Genomic DNA, 13,817 nt, shown 5'->3' with positions numbered 1-13,817 from the left:
TTAGCGAAAATTCGCTGGTGGAATAGTTGGGCGGGGCCGCAGGTGCAATGGGGATTGAAAGTTGAGGGTTTAGTATTTTCGGCGGATTTATGTGGTTACCCAATTCTCTACACCTTGCGTTTTATTAATACCTCCTTCCTTCCACTGCTGATCCTCGGTGCTTCCCTGCACGCGCAGTCGCTAAACCTCGCGTCACCTGAGTTTGGTTACGATAGCACTCAGCGTCTACTACTCGTTCGGGTCACTGAAGATAGGATCGCCTATCCGCTACGCAGTATCCAGGCCGGCCCACTGACCTTCACCCTTGCCGATCCGGTAAGTGAACTACGCTACGACACGAGCTATGCGGCGGTACGTTCCCGGGGGGATACCGTCGCGGTAGCCTTCACGCGGTTACCACTCATTACGCTGCACCTCCCATCCGGGTTAGATAATGAGAACAAGCAACCGGTACCGTTCACCTACGCTGACGACGATCAGCAACTGAGCGCTACGGTAGGGGCACGGTACCGGGGCAGCTATAGCCTCCGCTTTCCTAAAAGGTCCCTGGACCTGGAATTTTGGGACGACGCCGAGTCGCGCGAAAGCGTAGATGTTTCCTTTGCCGGCCTGCGGAAAGACGACGACTGGGTGCTCGACGCCCTCTACAACGAGCCCCTACGGGTAAACGCCTACGCGGCACATAAACTGTGGCTGGAGATGCACACTCCTTACTATCTGGTAGCGGAGGACGATGCGCGCTCCGGGGCCGACGTAACCTTCGTAGAGGTATTTTTAAACGATGACTACTACGGCGTCTACCTCCTTTCCGAGCAGGTAGACCGGAAGCAACTGAAGCTAAAAACGTTCAAGGACAAAGAGATTCGCGGCGAGCTCTATAAAGCAGTCGACTGGACGGGAGCTACCCGGCTAGCCAGTCAGCCCGCCCTCCCCGCCGCCGGCAAGGTAGAATACGCTGGCTGGGAGCTCAAGTACCCCGACACCGATGACGTCATCGACTGGACGCGGCTGCACGATCTCTTAGGCTTCGTGACCACGACTGACGAAACTGCTTTTGCCGCGGAAGTCGCCAACCGCTTTGAGTTAGATAACATCATCGACTATTTTCTCTTCGTCAACATTGCGGGGCTGACCGACAACACCGGTAAGAATACCTACCTGGCGCGCTACCAGCAGGGGGAGCCGTACTTCTACGTGCCGTGGGACCTCGATGCTGCTTTCGGCAACACCTACAACGGAACGCGACTGACCAGCACCCGCTTCTGGGTCGGCAATAACCTGCTGACCCGGCTGACGGACGAGAACCCGGAAGCCTTCACCGCCCGCCTCTGCGATCGGTACCAGCAACTACGTCGTACGCTGCTGGGTACCACCGAACTACAGGACCGGCTCACCACCGCCCACCGCTACCTGAGCGACAATGGGGTCTACACCCGCGAGCAACTGGTGTGGCCGAACGTAAGCTACGGCGCCGACGAGGTCGACTTTACGAAAGACTTCATCGCTAAGCGAATGGCCTACCTAGACACCTACGTCTGTCAGCTGGCAACTAGCATAACACCCACTGCCGGAACCCCGCCCGTCGCGCTTTTCCCCAATCCGGCCTCCCGGCAGCTCACCGTCCGGCACGGCAGCAGTACGGCGCTCGCCTACGCCGTGTACAGCTCTGATGGTCGACGGGTTAGCTCCGGGGTCCTCCAGCCGCTGGAAAACCAACTTACGGTAGCCGAGCTGGCCCCGGGCATCTATCTACTGCGCTTTGCCGACCGGATAGCGCGTTTCGTGGTGCAACACTAAGCCGTATATTTAGCTCCATGTGGAGTGATTATAAATACCTTTTAGCCTATGCCCTGCCGCTAGCGGGACTACTGGGCGTACACCTCGGAGGCGCCTGGTCGCCGGGTAGTATCTACGTAGCCTTCGTGCTACTGCCGGTACTGGAGCTGATCCTGCCAGCAAGCACTGACAACCACGCCGCCGAGGAAGAGGAAAGCCGCACCCAGAGTCGCTTTTTCGACTGGCTGCTGTACCTTAATCTACCCGTGCTCTACGGCATCGTTGGCTACTTTCTTTACGTGGCTACTACCCGCGAGCTGTCCGGTTGGGAAACAGCCGGAATGGTGTGCAACGTGGGCCTACTGATCGGCTCCATCGGCATTAATGTGGCCCACGAGCTCGGCCACCGCTCTACCCGTGGGGAGCAACTGCTGGCCCAGGCACTGCTACTGCCGGGGCTCTACATGCACTTTTTCATCGAGCACAACCGGGGGCACCACCGCCACGTAGCCACCCCGGAGGACCCGGCCACCAGCCGGCGCGACCAGACGGTCTACGCCTTCTGGCTGCGCAGCGTCACGCTGAGCTATCTGGATGCCTGGAAACTGGATCCTAAACTGATGGTAAAGTTTCAGGCCATCGAGGTGGCCTACCTTGCCTTGGTCACCTTCGTTTTCGGCTGGCCGGGTCTCTGGCTGGCGATCGGCGCGGCCACCTTCGGATTCCTGATGCTGGAGACCGTCAACTACATCGAGCACTACGGCCTGCAACGCCGGCAGACCGAGCAGGGCCGTTACGAGCCGGTACTGCCCATCCACAGCTGGAACAGCGACCACGAGCTGGGGCGCATCTTGCTCTACGAGCTCACCCGTCACAGCGACCACCACTTCAAGTCGACGCGCAAGTACCAGGTGCTGCGGCGGTTTGAGGAGAGTCCGCAGTTACCCACCGGGTACCCGGCCTGCATGCTGCTCTCCCTGGTGCCACCCCTCTGGTTCCGGGTGATGAACCCACGGGTAGAGCGGTATACCTACTCCCTAAGTCCACCGGCGTAGTCTGACATCGGGATGCGGCGCACGAGCTTGCCCGCCAGGATGCCCCCCGCTCCGAGGTTACGCCGGTATTCTACCATGCCCAGCCCTCGGGCGTATATCTCGTATCCGGTAAAGGTGGGACTGATGTCGCCCTCTAGCGGATCGCGCTGGCTCACCTCCCCGAGTAGATCAAAGACGATCGCGTCGACCTCCTCGCCCATTACGGTCAGTAGCGTATCGCCACGGTAGATACGGTCGAGGGAGACGTACTCCGTCGCATCGTCGTTTTCGGCGGGGGTATAGGCGACGCGAAATCCAACGGGCTTACCGTCGTGGAGCTGGAAGGCGAAGGTGCGGCCGTACAGAATCTCGGCTTCCACCTGCTTGGGTCTCCCAGACAGCAGTGGCGGATACACCGTAAGCTGCTCCATCATCACCCCGTCGTTGTAGATGCGCTCGCGCACGAGCTGATCGGGCGTCATGCCGTCGGCGTAGTGAGTGGCAGTAAGATAGAGGGCGGTGTCGCGGTCCAGCCCTAGGTAGTACCAGAAGGAGGAGGGTTCCTCGGCGAAGGTGCCGGTATTGGTGTACTCGTACACAAGCCCGTCGGTGAGCTCCCGCACCGGGAAGTAGTAGGCGCGTATGTCACCTTGCTGGGTACAGGACACAAGGAGGAGGAGTAAGGGAAGCAATTTGTGCATAGTGTCGGGGCAAACAGGACGGAAGATGGGGATAAAACACAAATTTGTCCCCTCTTAATTACCCCACACTTCAACATTAACGCTACTTTCTACAGTAGAGCACCCAGGCCGGCGGCAGGTTTAGGTACACCCGCCGTGCTTCCACCCGACCGAAGGCCCGCTCGTAGTACGATTTAGTCTTCAGGCTATAGTGCACCTGGTTGTAGCAGCCCCCCGGGCGGAGGTGGTCATGGGCCGCCGTCACGATGCGCTCGCCGAGGTCCCGCGGTAGAGCGGCAAAGGGGATGGCCGAGACGATGTGATCGGCCCGCTCCGCCCCGACGCGGTCCAGGTACTTACCGATGTGCTCGGCGCTATCCTGGGCCACCACCAGTCGGGGATCACCAATGGCGCGCATGTCGTTGCACAGATCCTCGCTGACCTCGAAGGCGATCACCCGTCCTTCGGGGTGTAGCCGCTCGAGGATGTGCTTGGTGATCACCCCGTCACCGGCCCCCAGCTCCACGATGGTACGGGCGGTGGTGAAGTCGATACGATCGATGGCGGCCCGGCACAGCGCGGTGCCGGAGCGGGTGATGGTGCCGGTGGTGCCGATGTTGCGCAAGCCCTCCAGCAGGAACGAAAGGGTACTCATACGTCCGTCCGTTGGGGATCGAAGGCCTCCAGGTAGTCCCCGATACGCCGCAGGAAGGAGCCGCCGAGGAAGCCGTCCACTACCCGGTGGTCATAGCTCAGGCTCATAAACATCAACTGGCGCACGGCGATCACGTCGCCGTACTCGGTTTCCAGCACGGCAGGCTTTTTGCGGATGGCTCCGACGGCCAAGATCGCTACCTGCGGCTGGTTGATGATGGGTGTGCCCATGACGTTACCGAAGGTGCCGACGTTGGTCACCGTAAAGGTGCCGTCTCGGATCTCCTCGGGTTTGAGCTTCCCGGCGCGGGCACGGCCGGCCAGATCGTTGACTTGTTTGGTAAGGCCAAGCAGGTTGAGCCGGTCGGCGTTGCGGATGACGGGCACGATCAGGTTGCCGGTGGGTAGGGCGGCGGCCATGCCGATGTTGACGTCGTGCTTCTTGACGATGTGGTCGCCGTCGACGCTCACGTTCACCATCGGGAAGTCCTTGATGGCCCTGGCCACCGCTTCGATGAAAACCGGCGTATAAGTAATTTTTTCCCCGTACTGCCGCTGGAAATTCTGCTTAATGCCCTCGCGCCAGGTGACGATATCGGTGACGTCTACCTCAATGAAGCTGGTAACGTGGGGGCTGGTGCGCTTAGACTGCACCATGTGGTCGGCGATGAGCTTACGCATGCGGCCCATCTCGATGAGCTCGGAAGAACCGGAGGCAAGACTGCCAGCTGGAGCGACAGGGGGGCGGGGGGGAAGGGTTGTCGCATTGATTCCAACTGTTGGTGCAGCCTTGCCAGGACCGGTTATGAAGCGGTTATCGCGCCGCTTCAGGTAAGCCTGTATGTCTTGTTTATTCACCCGGCCGCCGTTGCCCGTGCCGGGGATCTGGTCGAGCTCAGCCTGGCCGATGCCCTCCGTCGCCGCAATAGTACGCACAAGTGGCGAATAAAAACGACCGTTGCCCGACTTTTCTTCCGTGACGGCTTCTTTTTTGGTCTGAGAAGCGGGCGGGGCCGCCGGTGCAGGGGTCTTGGAAGGGGCGGGGGCCAGGCTGGGAGAGGGAGATACTTCGGCACCCACCTCGGTTTCAATCAGGGCGATGACCTCGCCGACGGCTACCGTCTCATCCACCCCGAAACGTATTTCCTTGATGGTGCCAGCCACCGGGGCGGGTACCTCGCTGTCTACCTTGTCGGTGGCGATCTCCAGCACCGTATCGTCGACCTCCACCGTATCGCCTACCTGCTTGGTCCAGCTGAGGATGGTGGCCTCGATGATGCTTTCGCCCATTTTGGGCATGATGAGCTCGACTTGGGGCATGGGGGGTGGTGGTGGTTTGGCTTGGCTGGTAGGGTGCCGCAAAGCTAACCTGTAGCGTCGACTTTAGTCGACAGGCTGTTTATTTGGATGGGTATTGGAGGCAGCGTGACGGCTAAAGCCGTCGCTACAGACTCAGCCGCAGCAGATTCAACGCCTGCAAGCTCGTATACGTAATGTTCCGCTGCCGGTCCTTGCCCGAGCGGAGTAGCCTGGCCACCGTGCGCTCCGGGGTAGCCACCGCGATCCAGATCGTGCCCACCGGCTTGTCGGGGGTGCCACCGCCGGGGCCGGCAATACCCGAGGTAGCAATGGCATAGTCCGCACCTAGCCGACTACGGGCGCCCTCAGCCATGGCGGTGACGGTCTCCTCGCTGACCGCGCCGTGATCGAGAAGGATGGGGGCGGGTACGCCGAGTAACGACTGCTTAAGCTCATTAGAATAGGCAACTACACCACCTATGAAATGGGCACTTGCCCCCGGGTGGGCCGTGATCATCTCGGCCACGGTGCCACCGGTGCAGCTCTCGGCGGTAGCCAGCGTCTGCTTTCGCTCCTGTAGGATACGGCCGACGACGGAGGCCAGATCGTCCTTCCCGTAGCCGAAGACCAGATCGCCCAGTGCCCCCTCGATGTGGTTGCGGTACTCGTCGAGCTGGCTCTGGAGTAGGGCCTCGGCGTTGCCGCGGGCGCTAAGGCGCAGGCGTACGGTGCCGAGGTTAGGCAGGTAGGCCAGCGACATATTTTCTGGCAGATGGTCCTCAATCTTCGCCAGCCGCTCGGCGATGGTGCTCTCGCCCTCGCCGGCGGTGAGGATGGTGACCGACCGCAGCAGCTCGGCGTCGAAGTTCTTCCGTTTCAATCTGCGCATCACCTCGTGGTCCATGAGGTAGGCCATTTCGTAGGGCACGCCGGGCATGGAAACTACCACCTGATCGTCCTTTTCCATCCACAGCCCCGGGGCCGTGCCACGCTCGTTGACGAGGATCTTTGCCCCCGTGGGCAGGCGGCACTGCTGGCGGTGGGTGTCATTGGGCTCGCGGCCGTAGCGCTGGTAGAGTTTCGTGAGTCGCTTCCAGGTGGGATTATGGAAGCGCAACTCGGTGCCGAAATAGTCGGCCAGCACCTGCTTGGTGATATCGTCCTTGGTGGGTCCGAGTCCGCCGGTCATCAGTACCAGGTCCGACTGCTGCAGGGCGCGGTCCAATCCGCTCATGATACCCTGCCGGCTATCGGCCACGCTCAGGTGCTCCACCACGGTGATACCCTCCTCGCTCAGGGCGGCGGCCATATAGGTGGCATTGGTATCGGTGACCTGGCCGATGAGGATCTCGTCGCCGACGGTGAGTATGGTAGCCTGCATAGAGGGTAAAGGTACGGGGGGGGAAGGAGTTAAGGGGGTAGGGGGTTAAGGGGGTAGGGAGTTAGGGAGTTAAGGATTAAAGGAATTAAGGGTGGGGCAGCTTGCTTTGCTCGTCCATCGCCGCTAAAGCGGCTCCCGCGCTCGGAGAGCGCTGCGGCCGGCGCGGTCGGAGACCGCATTGTACTTTCTCCGCACCCCCGATAGCTATCGGGGCCCCGCCCAATGTGGTACCCGTGCCGCCTGCCACACCTCCAACGCCCGCCTTAACTCCCTTACCCCCTAACTCCTTAACCCCCTGTACCTTGCACCCATGCACAAAAGCGGATTTGTCAACATCATCGGAAGGCCCAACGCGGGAAAATCTACCCTCATGAACGCGCTGGTGGGGGAGCGGATGAGTATCATCACGGCTAAACCGCAGACGACGCGCCACCGTATCATCGGTATCCTGACCGAGGCGGACTACCAGATTGTGTTCAGCGATACGCCGGGCTACATCGAGGAGGCTGGCTACAAGATGCAGGAGAAGATGAACGCCTACGTCAACTCGGCCTTCGAGGACGCCGACGTGATGGTGTACCTCGTGGATCCGCAGGAGAGCTACGCCGAGGACGACCTGCTGGTGGGCAAGCTGCACCGATTGGATACGCCGCTGTTTCTGGTGTTCAATAAGATCGACCTGGTGGAGGAGCGGCAAGTGAATGAGCTGGAGCGGCAGTTTAAAAAATGGATCAAGCCGGAGCGCGTTTTCGGTATTTCGGCCAAGGAGGGCACGGGCGTACCGGAACTGCTCGACGCCATCAAAACCGCCCTACCGGAGGGCCCCGTGTACTACCCCGAGGATCAATTGACCGACCGCTCGGAGCGCTTCTTCGTGGCCGAGATGCTGCGCGAGCAGATCCTGGAGCAGTACCACCAGGAGATTCCCTACAGCGTGGAGATCGAGATCGAGACCTTCGAGGAGACGACTACCAAGGACGGCGAGGAGCTGGCCCGTATCAGCGCCGTCATCTACGTGAGCCGTAAAACGCAAAAGCCCATCCTCATCGGCAAGGGCGGCAGCAGCATCAAAAAGCTCGGCACGGCCGCCCGTAAGCGCATGGAGGACTTCCTGCAGCGCAAGGTCTTTCTGGAGATGCACGTCAAGATTCGCGAGGAGTGGCGGGATGACGAGGTGTGGCTGCGGCGGTTTGGGTATGATCGGTGAGATCACCGAACTACTCCCCCGATACCTTACGTTGCACTAAGCAAACCAAACCTCCCCATGGCCAGCAGCAAAACCACCACCGACCACGACACCATCAAGAAGTGGGTAGAAGAGCACAACGGCGTAGCCTCTACGATCTCCGACGGCGATAGCGACATCCTGCGCATACACTTCCCGGAAGCGAGTAGCGATAAGGATGATCAGTTTGACGAGGTGAGCTGGGAGGAGTTCTTCACAATATTTGACGAACAGAAGCTGGCCTTTCTTTATAGTACCGATGATGATAGTACGTTTAATAAGTTTGTTAGTCGCGATTGAGCGTGCGAGACATCGGCGCGCGAGACATCGGAGGAGCTTTTCCTTCGCTGGAGCGAAAGAAAAGACACCTCCGATGACCGCCCGCGCGTATTTTAACCCCCTGAATATGACCACGACCACTAACCACGAAACCATCAAGACCTGGGCCAATAAGCACAATGGCGTCCCCGGCGTAGTAGAAGAAGCTACTACCGCTAACGACCAGCGCCCGCTGGCCATCATCTGGCCCGAAAACCGGAGCGACCAGAAGCTCCGCGAGATCAGCTGGGATACCTTTTTCGATCACTTCGAACTGCGGCAGCTAGCGCTGAGCTACGACATGGAGAATAACTCGAAGGACTACGAGTTCGTGACTCGGGGCTAGGCCGAGACTGTTTCGATGAGTTCGAGTTGAGCGATCACGTCGTCTAAAGGAACGGCCGGATTGGCTCTTTCCGTAATCACCCGTTGCATGTTATTGAATAGGCCTAGCCAGTGGCCCGCTAGGGTGCGCACAGTGCCGCGGTAGGTCAGTCCTTCGTGCTCGGTATGTAGGGTACCGTCCTGTTCTTCCGGCTCGTCGCCGAAGCCCGGATCGTGCGGGGTCATGCCTGCCCGTAACTGATCTTCCTGCACGTCAATACCGTACTTGACGAAGCTGCCCCGCCGGCCGTGGAGAGTGTAGCGGGGCGTAGGCTCGCGGACCAGTAGGCTACAGGATAAGCTCACGCGCAATTGCTCGGGGTAGGTAAGTTGCAGATCGAAGGCATCAGGAATAGTGGAGTCATCGCGCTGCGTCCAGGCCTCCCCACGCACGTCCTGCGGCCGGCCGAATAGGGCGATGGCCTGATCGATCAGGTGGGCCCCCAGGTCGTAGAGCATACCGGCACCCAGGCCGGGGGTCTCCTTCCAGGCTTTCGAATTGGGGGCGGGCTTCCAGCGGTCGTAGCGAGCCTCGTAGTTGACCAGTTGGCCAAGTTGATCGCCCTGGAGCAGCTGCCGGACGGTGAGAAAGTCACTGTCCCAACGACGGTTCTGGAAGACGAAGAGGTGGAGCTTTTTTTGGGCGGCCAGGTCACGCAGTTCCCGCAACTGGGCGGCGGTGGCGCAGGCCGGCTTGTCGACCAGCACGTGCTTACCGGCCTCCAGGGCGGCGCGGGCCAGGTCATAGTGGGTAGCATTGGGGGTGGCGATGCTGACCAGGTCGATGGTGGGGTCGGCCAGGGCGTCTTCGGTGCGGGCGGTGGGCTTCAGGCCGGGGAAGTCTTCGGCTAGCTCCCCGGCGCGGCTGGTCACCACCCGCTTGACCGCGAAGCCGGGGTGGGCGCGGTAGAAGGGGGCCTGGAGGTAGCGGCCGGAGAGGCCGAAGCCTAGCATACCTACGTTGATCATAAGATAGTACTTTTAGCGGGTATACCTGTGGTAAGGTTATTGGGGCGGGGCCCCGATAGCTATCGGGGGTGCGGTGAACACCAAACATAGCAAGATGAGTGATCTACTAAGCGAGCTGGAACGGACCATGCGTGAATATCTTCCCAACGCTGAATACACGGACGTCCACGTCGACCGCTGTCTGACGCTACTACGGCAGTATGCCACCAACATGAACACTGCTGCTGACCGGAAGGAGGGAATGGAGTATGTGGAACATACCGTACTACAACTCAACGCCTTGGATAATGGAACCGACAATACCCTAATTGAGACTGGGGAGCGGGAGTTGATCGCTGAATTCATCATCACGCAAGGGCACAGGCGAGGATTTAATAGTCTGGATGAAGATATCACGGAGGAGTATCGGGAGTGGTGAGTTGGCCTAGTCAGGGGCTGTATTCTACTATGTACCCTCCTTCCCCGGAGGGGGAGCCCTTACCAAGCGAGGTCTGTAGCGCCGTAGGCGGTAGGGCCTCGCGATCTTACTGAATCAGGCTATCCGGTGGAGGGATATTTACCGGCGTGTCTTCGTCTACCGTAGCCACACCGGGGCAGTTGCGCAGCCGGGGCAGATCGCTAGCCTTGGCTACGCCACTGATCACGCCGATGGGCAGGATGCTTTCCACCCGTAGGCCGAGTTGCTTGAGTCGATCGGCTACGGCTGCGGTATCGGCTTTGTGGTCATCGGTGACGGTGATGAGGACTTGTAGGGGCATGGTGGGAAGCTTGGGGGATGGGGAAGATACGGTCTCGCTCTTTCCTGCACACATTTTCAGCGCAGCCGGAGGCTGCATGTTGCTGGCGCCCCGATAGCTATCGGGGAAGGCCGCATTGTACTGCATCTCCCACTTTTCCCCTACATTAACCGCCTAAATACGAGCCCTTCACGATCATGACTCACACCCGCAGAACCTTCCTCCGCACCGCCGGTAGCCTCTCCGCCAGCGCCGTCCTCCTACCCCTGCTGAGCTGCGGGGAAAATGCTAACGCCCAGGAGGACACTGCCGAAGCCGCTGCCACGGACGCCGCACCTGCGCCCACCGGCAGCCTCTCCAGCTTCGGCCTCCAGCTCTATACCCTACGCGATATGCTACCCGGCGACCCAAAGGGAACACTCAAACAGGTAGCCGACATGGGCTATACCCAGATCGAGGGCTACGAGGGCGACCAGGGGATGTTCTGGGGCATGACTGCCCAGGAGTGGAAGGACTACTGCGACGAGCTGGGCCTCACCATGGTGAGCAGCCACGTCAACATTAACGAAAATCTGGCTGAAAAGGCCGCGCAACTAGCTAGCATTGGTACCGAGTACGCCCTGTGCGCCTACGTCGGGCAGCAAGAGGGGGAGGCCGGCTGGCAGAAGATCGTAGATCAATTCAACGCCGCCGGCAAGACCTGCCGCGAAGCCGGCATCAAGTTCGCCTACCACAACCACGCCTACAGCTTCGAGGAGTCGGGCGGGGTGGTCGGGCAGGCCTACCTCATGGACCATACCGACGATACCGTCGACTACGAAATGGATATCTACTGGGTCGTCACCGGCGGGGCCGACCCCATCGAGTGGCTTAACCGCTACCCCGGTAAGTGGAAGCTCTGTCACGTCAAGGACCGTAAGAAGGGCGCCCCCCCCGAAGACCACGAGGCCAGCGTAAACCTAGGGGAGGGCTCCATCGACTTTGCCAGTATCCTCAAGGTGGCCGAGGAGCAGGGCATGGAGTACTACATCCTGGAGCAGGAGAACTACGAGAACTCTACCCCCCTGAAGAGCGCCCGCGCCGGGGCCGAATACCTGGGGCAGCTAGAATTTGCCTAATCGTCGTCTGCCGAGGGTTGCGCAGCTTCCCTCGTCCGCCGACGATGATCAAACTCCAGTATAAAAGTAAAACGTAGTCCCCTTACCCACCTCGCTCTCCAGCCAGATCTCCCCTTCGTGGAAGTTGAGGATACGCCGTACCAGCGCTAGTCCGATCCCGCTGCCCGCAAAGTTCTCCACGCCGGTCGAGCGGGTGAACAGGTCGAAGATGCGGTCGTGCTGGTCGGCAGCAATGCCGATGCCATTGTCGGCTACGAAAAAGACCGGCTGCCCGTCGCGGTGCTCCCCGGTATGGCCTATTGTTATCTCCGGGGCGGCTTCCTGGGAGGAATACTTAATGGCGTTGGAGAGTAGGTTCGTGAAGACCGTAATGAGCTGGTTCTTATCCCCGCGGATAGCCGGCATCTCCTCCTGCACCCTACAGCGGTAGCGGCGCTGCTCGGAAGTGGTACGGTCCTGCAGTACCCGGTCCACGAGTTCGCCGACGGAGAGGCTATTAACGATGATCGCAGCCCGGTCGAGCCGGCTCAGGACCAGCAGGTCGTTCATGAACTCCCGCATCCGCTCGGCATTTTGCTGGATGTGCCGCAAGTGGCTCAGCCCCTCAGCTCCCAACGCCTCCCCGAAATCTTCCTGTAGGATCTCGGCGAAGCTGGCGATGCCCCTTAGCGGTGCCCGCAGATCGTGGCCCACCGTATAGCTGAACACCTCCAGGTCCTCGTAGGCCTGCTGTAGCAACTCGTTGTTACGTTTGGCGCGGGCATAACGCTGCATGACGACTTCCTGTAGAAACACCTGCAGGGCCTCGGCGGTGCCGATGTCGTCCGTCGTCCAGGGCAGGGAGTAGCCGTGGCGGGTGTCGTCGTGGACGTAGAAGCGGCGACTGCTCTGGGTCTCCAGATCGTCCTCGTCGGCGGCCGTGCTACCGTAGGTGACGGTCTGCACCACCTCGGGCTTGAACCACATGATCCACTGGTTGGCATCTACGTCCAGGGGCAGAAAGAGGATGCCGGCGGCGAGCTCGGCGTAGGCCCGGGCGGGTGGGTAGAGCAGCGCTAGCTTATCGGTGTGGTAAAGCTCCTCGTTGCCGTGCTGGCCGATCATCCACCTTACTACTTCATTGACCTGCGCCTGATCGGGGGTGGTGCCGAAAAGCGTAAGCTCCCCATCGGAGCAGATGGCCACGCCGCGCGTATCCTCGATTAGGTCCACTACGGTCGTGCTGCCCCCGGTCAGTCCGGCGGATAGGTTATCGGAATCGACGATATATTCCTGTAGCCGGTCGCGCACCACATTGGCCGCCTGCCGTAGGCGTAGGGTACGGGAGTAAATGTGGTAGGCTAGTTTTTGCTGGGCTACCCGCCCCGCTACGGCCAGAAAGGTCCGCATCTGGTAGTCGAGATAGATCGGTTCCCGGTTGTGGTAGTAGATAGAGCCATACAGCGCCCCCCCGACGACCAGCGACAGGTAGCCCGTGCAACTTAGCTGGCTATCTTGCAAAAACTGTATCCAATTAGCATTGGGTGCCCGACAGCCTAAGTGGCGACGCAAAATTTCGCGACTGGCCGGCCCGTAGCTTCCGACGATCTCCCGCAGGGGGTCCGCCACACTGGCGAAGTGGTACGTGGTCTCCACCAATTGGTTGTAGCGCGCCGTAGCCGGTACGTCCTCCTGCGTGAAGTGTACGCCAAGCCAGTCCGCCATATCCCCGGTACGCGCCTGGTGGGTCACCAGCGCGTTGTACTGCTGGTCGAACTGTAGCACGATGACCCGGTCAAATTCCAGGTGGTGCAGCAGGCCGTCGCAGAGCCGCTGCATCAGTACGTTGACGGTGGGGGCATCCTCGAGTTGGCGAGTGAAGCTGTGCAGCCGGGCGGCGTAGTCGTCCGGGTGCGGCCAGTTGCTGACTGGCTCCAGTTCCAGGACCAGCTCCTCGGCGAAGGCATGAACGACGAGTTGGTATTCTCCCGTGATCCCTGTAGGTAGCTGCTCGGGTTTAACCACCCCGGGCTCTGCTCCCTCTCCCCGCTTAAGGATCCAGCCGCAGGTAGTATCGCAGAAATAGTCGCGCAGGTTGGTGCCGATCAACTCGGTCGGCGGCTTCCAGCCGTAGTGCTCGGTGTTGTCGCTTACCGCCGTAAGGGTAAAGTTGGCCCGGTCGACGACCAGCACCATCGCGTAGGGCTGTACCTCCACCACCGAGTTCAAATGCGCTTCCATAGGAGCGTAAAACTAGGGGTAG

Annotated in this window: 14 protein-coding genes; 7 read left to right on the top strand and 7 right to left on the bottom strand. The window is 60.3% G+C overall.

Annotated features, from left to right (window positions below; genetic code table 11):
* Positions 1–114 precede the first annotated feature (114 nt).
* Both ACOOHD_RS12415 and ACOOHD_RS12410 read left to right on the top strand, forming a co-directional pair.
* Positions 115–1,797, top strand: coding sequence for a CotH kinase family protein (locus tag ACOOHD_RS12415; protein WP_420458201.1), 1,683 nt, complete (start codon positions 115–117; stop codon positions 1,795–1,797).
* Positions 1,798–1,814: 17 nt separating this feature from the next.
* Positions 1,815–2,831, top strand: a complete 1,017-nt coding sequence (locus ACOOHD_RS12410) for an alkane 1-monooxygenase (RefSeq protein WP_420458200.1) — start codon at positions 1,815–1,817, stop codon at positions 2,829–2,831.
* Here the strand turns inward: ACOOHD_RS12410 and ACOOHD_RS12405 are convergent.
* The 4 genes from ACOOHD_RS12405 to ACOOHD_RS12390 form a co-directional block, all read right to left on the bottom strand.
* Entirely contained in the window at positions 2,807–3,511 is a 705-nt protein-coding gene (locus tag ACOOHD_RS12405) for a hypothetical protein (protein ID WP_420458199.1), read from the bottom strand. The genes ACOOHD_RS12410 and ACOOHD_RS12405 overlap by 25 nt on opposite strands.
* Before the next feature lie 82 nt (positions 3,512–3,593).
* Positions 3,594–4,145: a class I SAM-dependent methyltransferase gene (locus tag ACOOHD_RS12400; RefSeq protein ID WP_420458198.1), complete on the bottom strand. Its 552-nt coding sequence runs from the start codon at positions 4,143–4,145 to the stop codon at positions 3,594–3,596.
* Positions 4,142–5,464 carry a dihydrolipoamide acetyltransferase family protein gene (locus tag ACOOHD_RS12395; protein ID WP_420458197.1) on the bottom strand — a complete coding sequence of 441 codons (1,323 nt, stop codon included), beginning with the start codon at positions 5,462–5,464 and terminating at the stop codon, positions 4,142–4,144. Before ACOOHD_RS12395 ends, ACOOHD_RS12400 begins: the two co-directional genes overlap by 4 nt.
* 124 nt (positions 5,465–5,588) lie before the next feature.
* On the bottom strand, positions 5,589–6,824 hold the full coding sequence (locus ACOOHD_RS12390) for a competence/damage-inducible protein A (RefSeq protein WP_420458196.1): 1,236 nt from the start codon (positions 6,822–6,824) through the stop codon (positions 5,589–5,591).
* A 310-nt stretch (positions 6,825–7,134) separates the two neighbouring features.
* Between ACOOHD_RS12390 and era the strand changes: the two genes are divergently transcribed.
* From era to ACOOHD_RS12375, 3 genes are all read left to right on the top strand, one after another.
* Positions 7,135–8,031 carry a GTPase Era gene (era, locus tag ACOOHD_RS12385; protein WP_420458195.1) on the top strand — a complete coding sequence of 299 codons (897 nt, stop codon included), beginning with the start codon at positions 7,135–7,137 and terminating at the stop codon, positions 8,029–8,031.
* Between the two features lie 57 nt (positions 8,032–8,088).
* Entirely contained in the window at positions 8,089–8,349 is a 261-nt protein-coding gene (locus tag ACOOHD_RS12380; RefSeq protein ID WP_420458194.1) for a hypothetical protein, read from the top strand.
* 106 nt (positions 8,350–8,455) lie between these two features.
* On the top strand, positions 8,456–8,713 hold the full coding sequence (locus tag ACOOHD_RS12375) for a hypothetical protein (protein WP_420458193.1): 258 nt from the start codon (positions 8,456–8,458) through the stop codon (positions 8,711–8,713).
* Here ACOOHD_RS12375 and ACOOHD_RS12370 read toward each other — a convergent pair.
* The gene (locus tag ACOOHD_RS12370; RefSeq protein WP_420458192.1) at positions 8,710–9,720 is read right to left on the bottom strand and encodes a Gfo/Idh/MocA family protein; all 1,011 of its coding nucleotides are present in this window, start codon (positions 9,718–9,720) and stop codon (positions 8,710–8,712) included. The two genes, ACOOHD_RS12375 and ACOOHD_RS12370, sit on opposite strands and share 4 nt — an antisense overlap.
* 94 nt (positions 9,721–9,814) lie before the next feature.
* On the opposite strand from ACOOHD_RS12370, the gene ACOOHD_RS12365 reads away from it, so the two are divergent.
* Positions 9,815–10,138, top strand: coding sequence for a hypothetical protein (locus ACOOHD_RS12365; protein ID WP_420458191.1), 324 nt, complete (start codon positions 9,815–9,817; stop codon positions 10,136–10,138).
* Positions 10,139–10,244: 106 nt separating this feature from the next.
* On the opposite strand, the gene ACOOHD_RS12360 is transcribed toward ACOOHD_RS12365, so the two are convergent.
* Positions 10,245–10,478: a hypothetical protein gene (locus ACOOHD_RS12360; protein WP_420458190.1), complete on the bottom strand. Its 234-nt coding sequence runs from the start codon at positions 10,476–10,478 to the stop codon at positions 10,245–10,247.
* 176 nt (positions 10,479–10,654) lie between these two features.
* On the opposite strand from ACOOHD_RS12360, the gene ACOOHD_RS12355 reads away from it, so the two are divergent.
* On the top strand, positions 10,655–11,575 hold the full coding sequence (locus ACOOHD_RS12355; RefSeq protein ID WP_420458189.1) for a sugar phosphate isomerase/epimerase family protein: 921 nt from the start codon (positions 10,655–10,657) through the stop codon (positions 11,573–11,575).
* 48 nt (positions 11,576–11,623) lie between these two features.
* Here ACOOHD_RS12355 and ACOOHD_RS12350 read toward each other — a convergent pair whose 3' ends face one another.
* Positions 11,624–13,795, bottom strand: coding sequence for an ATP-binding protein (locus ACOOHD_RS12350; protein ID WP_420458188.1), 2,172 nt, complete (start codon positions 13,793–13,795; stop codon positions 11,624–11,626).
* Positions 13,796–13,817 lie beyond the last annotated feature (22 nt).

This window comes from Neolewinella sp., assembly GCF_965214665.1.
In the GTDB taxonomy this organism is placed as follows: Bacteria; Bacteroidota; Bacteroidia; order Chitinophagales; family Saprospiraceae; genus Neolewinella.
The sequence above is the reverse complement of the archived record's forward strand: the minus strand, read 5'-3'. Positions and strand labels throughout refer to the sequence as shown.